General features: G+C 73.4%; 3 protein-coding genes. 2 read left to right on the forward strand and 1 reads right to left on the reverse strand.

Annotated features, from left to right (window positions below):
- Positions 1-1,532, forward strand: a 1,532-nt coding sequence (locus PROKR_RS04940; RefSeq protein ID WP_051432679.1) for an alpha/beta hydrolase, incomplete at its 5' end; no start/stop codon positions are given.
- A gap of 64 nt (positions 1,533-1,596) precedes the next feature.
- On the opposite strand, the gene PROKR_RS04945 is transcribed toward PROKR_RS04940, so the two are convergent.
- The gene (locus PROKR_RS04945; protein WP_036960085.1) at positions 1,597-2,454 is read right to left on the reverse strand and encodes a hypothetical protein; all 858 of its coding nucleotides are present in this window, start codon (positions 2,452-2,454) and stop codon (positions 1,597-1,599) included.
- A 629-nt stretch (positions 2,455-3,083) separates the two neighbouring features.
- On the opposite strand from PROKR_RS04945, the gene PROKR_RS04950 reads away from it, so the two are divergent.
- Positions 3,084-4,320: SNF2-related protein (locus tag PROKR_RS04950; RefSeq protein ID WP_245605702.1), on the forward strand; the 1,237-nt coding region annotated here is incomplete at its 3' end.

Here is a 4,320-nt window from a genome sequence, read left to right on the forward strand (position 1 = left end):
GGGCCGCCACGACGACCGCGTCCACGACGACGCCGGCCACGGTGGCGGAGGCGCCCGTCCCGGCGCCGGCCGAGTGGGGCGCCTGTCCCGCGGACGTCGCCGAGGAGGCGGCGCCGTACATGCTGGACTGCGCCACCGTGCAGGTGCCCCTGGACTACGCCGAGCCCGAGGGCAGGCAGATCGACCTCACGATCTCCCGGATGGCCAGCACCAACCCGGAGAAGCGTCGCGGCATCCTGCTGCTGAACCCGGGCGGGCCGTCGGGTTCCGGGCTCACGCTGTCCACGCTGCTGGCGTCCAGGGGCCTGCCGAAGAGCGTGCGCGACGCCTACGACATCATCGCCATGGACACCCGCGGCATCGGCCACTCGACGGCCGCGCGCTGCGGGTTCACCGCGGAGACCCCGCACTTCGGCAACCTGCCGCCCTACGCGGTGGACGAGGCCGCCGTCGACGCGCAGGCGAAGGTCGTCAAGGGCATCGCCGAGCAGTGCGCCTCGTCGCCCGACGCCGAGCTGCTGCAGCACCTGAACACGCCCGACACGGCGCGTGACCTGGACCAGATCCGGGCGGCGCTGGGCGAGGAGAAGGCCAGCTACCTGGGCTACTCCTACGGCAGCGGCCTGGGCGCCACGTACGACGCGATGTTCCCCGACCGGGCCGACCGCGTCGTGCTGGACAGCAACATCGGTGACACGCACCTGAACCAGGACGTCATCCGCCTGTGGGGCCCCGGGATGGAGGACACGTTCCCCGACTTCGCGAGGTGGGCGGCCAAGCGGCACGGCACCTACGGGCTGGGGCGTACGCCGGCACAGGTCCGTGCCACGTTCTTCGAGCTGGCCGAGCGGCTCGACGAGCAGCCGCTCGGCGGCGTGGACGGCGTGATCTTCCGGATGGCTACCTTCGGGTACCTCTACAGCCCGGGGCAGTACCCCAAGATCGCCGAGGTCTGGGAGTCGGTCCTGACCGACGACGCGGCCGCGGTCGAGCAGCAGCTGGCCGACGTGCCGGCGGATACACCGGGCGGAGCCCTGGCCGGTACGGCGGCTGCCGCATCCGATGCCGCGTCCGGCGCCGCGTCCGATGCCGGGGAACCCTGGCCGCTGGACAACGCCCTGACGGTGTTCCTCGCGGTGAGCTGCAACGACTCCGACTGGCCGGAGGACGTGCAGCACTACAGGGACACCGTGGCCGCCGACCGGAAGGCGTACCCGATGTTCGGTGCGGCAGGGGCCAACATCACGCCGTGCGCCTACTGGCCGTACGAGCCCGTCGAGCAGGCGGAGATCTCACCGGAGGGCAAGCAGAACGTCCTGATCGTGCAGAACGAGCGCGACCCGGCGACGCCGCTGGCCGCCGCGCAGCGCACCCGGGAGGCGTTCGGCGACCGGTCGCGCCTGGTGACCGTCGACAACAGCGGGCACGGCGCCTACCTGCTGCACGACAACTCGTGCGCGCTGGAGGCCACCACGAAGTTCCTGGTGGACGGCACCCTGCCCAAGCGGGACGTGTCGTGCCGGGCGGGCTGACCCGCTGACCGTGCGGTGCGGACCGCGATGACGCCCCGGGCTCCGGAGCGTCGTCGCGGTCCGTTCACGACGCGTCGTCGGGGATGAGCTCGTCGGCCTGCAGCTCGGTGCGCAGCTCCTCCTCGAGCTCGTCGTGCAGGACGGCGGGGACGGGGCGCTCGTCCGTCCTGATGCGCTCCCGGTAGGTGCGTCCCGCCGCCCGCACGCTCGCGGCCACCGCGCCGTCGGCCAGGTCGAGGGGCGGCCGGCCGAGCTGCGGCAGCACCGTGCGGCGGACCGCCGCCGCGAGCAGGTCGGCCACCTCGGAGGTAGGTCCGGAGTCGCCCGACCCGGTCTGCGCCATGCGCACCGGCAGCACCTCCACCTCGATGCGGCGCTCGCGGGCGATCTCCTGCACCGCGACCGTCAGGGCCTCCTGGTACGCCTTCTCGTCCTGCCTGGACAGGGTGTCGACGGCGTCACGGTCGCCCATGGCGGCCCGGGTCAGCTCGTGGTCGGGCCCCAGCTCGTCGTGCAGCGCCCGGACCTGCCTGTCGAGCTCGTCGAACTCGGCCCAGCCGTCCACGCCGAACCGGGCGAGGACGTCGCCCGCGTCGACCCACACCTGCAGCGGCTGGTGCCAGGGCAGGACGTCGTCCGCGTCGGCGCCGTCCCTCGGGTCCGCCGGCTCCGTGGGCTCACCGACGCCGTTCAGGTCCAGGGTCAGCACCAGCTCGTCGGCGAGCTCGACGGCGAGCTCCAGCTCGGTGGTCACGCCCGCGTCGGCGCCGTCGTCCAGACCCAGGGGGGTCGTGGTCGGGGCGGTCGCGGGCAGCACCGGGCTCGTCAGCGACTCACCGCCCGACGACGCGGCGGCGGGCTCGGCCGCGGGGTGCTCCACGACGGCCTCGTCGGAGCGCTGTCCCGTGTCGTTCGTCGTCATGTGTTCGTCCCTCCGGAATGGCGTGGCGGCCGGCCGGTACCGAAGGGACCGGCAGACGGCGACTGGCGCACGAGCGTTGCGCCCTCGTCCTCGCCTCACCGACGCAGTGCACGCGCGGGCGAGAGGAATACGGAACGGAGGCCGGCCGTCTGCTTGACCTGGCCCCACACTACCCACAGTGTCGAAGTTCGATCTCACGGCGGGGGCGCCGTATCCTGAGCACGTGCGTGGCTCCCGCCCCGTGCGTAGGCGAGCACGCTCCCGTCCGGAGCGTGGCCGCCCTTGCTGACTCCGGACCCCGGCCCCGTGGGGTCGCGGCGGTCCGGGCGGCCTGACGGCCGCCCGATACCCGTGGGCTCCACGGGACCTGCGGCGTTCTCGCAGGTGGCGACATGGTTCACACGCAGACCTGTCGTCCGGGTTCGTTCGGCGACAAGATGGCGGCCGAGGGGCGGGGCTCGACGGCGAGCGGATGCCCATCGGTCGGGCGAGCGGGGGCGGACGCCGTCAGGATTCAGCTAGGAGGAGACTTGGCACGATCAGGCCAACGCCGACCGGGCCGCGCGCGGTCCGGTTCAGGTTCCGGCACCCAGCGCCGCCGTACCGGTGCGCGGCCTGCCGAGCAGGGGATGATCCCGGTGCTCGCGCAGGCCGCCCACGAGGTCGACGGCGCCGTGCGCCGCCCTCCGACGCGCCCGGCGGTGCGCACCAAGTTCCAGGTGGTCGCGCTGCTCATGCGCGAGGAGCGGGCCCGGGTACGGGCCGACGGCGACCTCACCGAGAACCAGCGCACCAAGCGGCTCGACCGGCTCGACGCGGTGGGGACGTTGCTGGCGCGCATCGCGGCCCGGGACACCTCGCTGCTCGAGCTGCTCGGCGAGGACGCCCGCGTCTCCGACGCGGCACGCGAGTTCAAGGCGGATATGATGCGCGCCGGCGGGCTGGAGCCGCCGGAGGAGCCACCGTCCGCGCCGGCGGTCGCCCCCGGGCCGGGCGCCGAGAAGCAGGTGGTGCCGCGCTCGGTGATCTCGCGCCAGCTCGCGAACCCGTTCCTCGCCCCCGACTTCGCGGCCGCGGCCGAGCGGCAGGCCCCCAAGGTCCGCCGGCTCGCCGGCTGGGAGCTGCTCGAACCGCTCTTCCGGTCCTTCGAGCACGCCGGCCCCGGTGCCCCGGCCTGCATGCCCCTGCCCGAGCCCCGCTCGCTGTCCGCGGCGCACGGCCGCACGCTGATGCACCACCAGGCCCAGGTGGTCGAGGCCACGGCCCGCGGCCACCGCACCTACCTGCTCGCCGACGAGCCCGGCCTCGGCAAGACCGCGCAGGCCCTCCTCGCGGCCCAGGCGGCCGACGCCTACCCGCTGCTGGTCGTGGCGCCCAACGTGGTGAAGACCAACTGGGCGCACGAGGTCGAGATGTGGACGCCGAAGCGCCGGCCGACCGTGGTCCACGGCGACGGCGACCAGGTCGACGGGTTCGCGGACGTCGTGATCGTGAACTACGAGATCCTGGACCGGCACGTCGGCTGGCTCGGTGATCTCGGCTTCCGCGGCATGGTCGTGGACGAGGCACACTTCATCAAGAACAAGGGATCGCAGCGCTCCCAGCACGTGCTCGCCGTCTCCGAGCGGATCCGCGCGCGGACCGCCCGGCCGCTCATGATGGCGCTCACCGGCACCCCGCTGATCAACGACATCGAGGACTTCCGGGCGATCTGGCAGTTCCTCGGCTGGATCGACGACACCAAGCCGCAGGCCACGCTCCTGACCTCGCTCGAGGACACGGGCCTGACCCCGGCGGACCCGGGTTTCTACCCTGCCGCCAGGTCAAGCGTGATCGACCTGGGCATCGTGCGCCGCCGCAAGGCCG

Origin of the sequence: Promicromonospora kroppenstedtii DSM 19349 (genome assembly GCF_000515355.1) — a bacterium.
GTDB lineage: Bacteria > Actinomycetota > Actinomycetes > Actinomycetales > Cellulomonadaceae > Promicromonospora > Promicromonospora kroppenstedtii.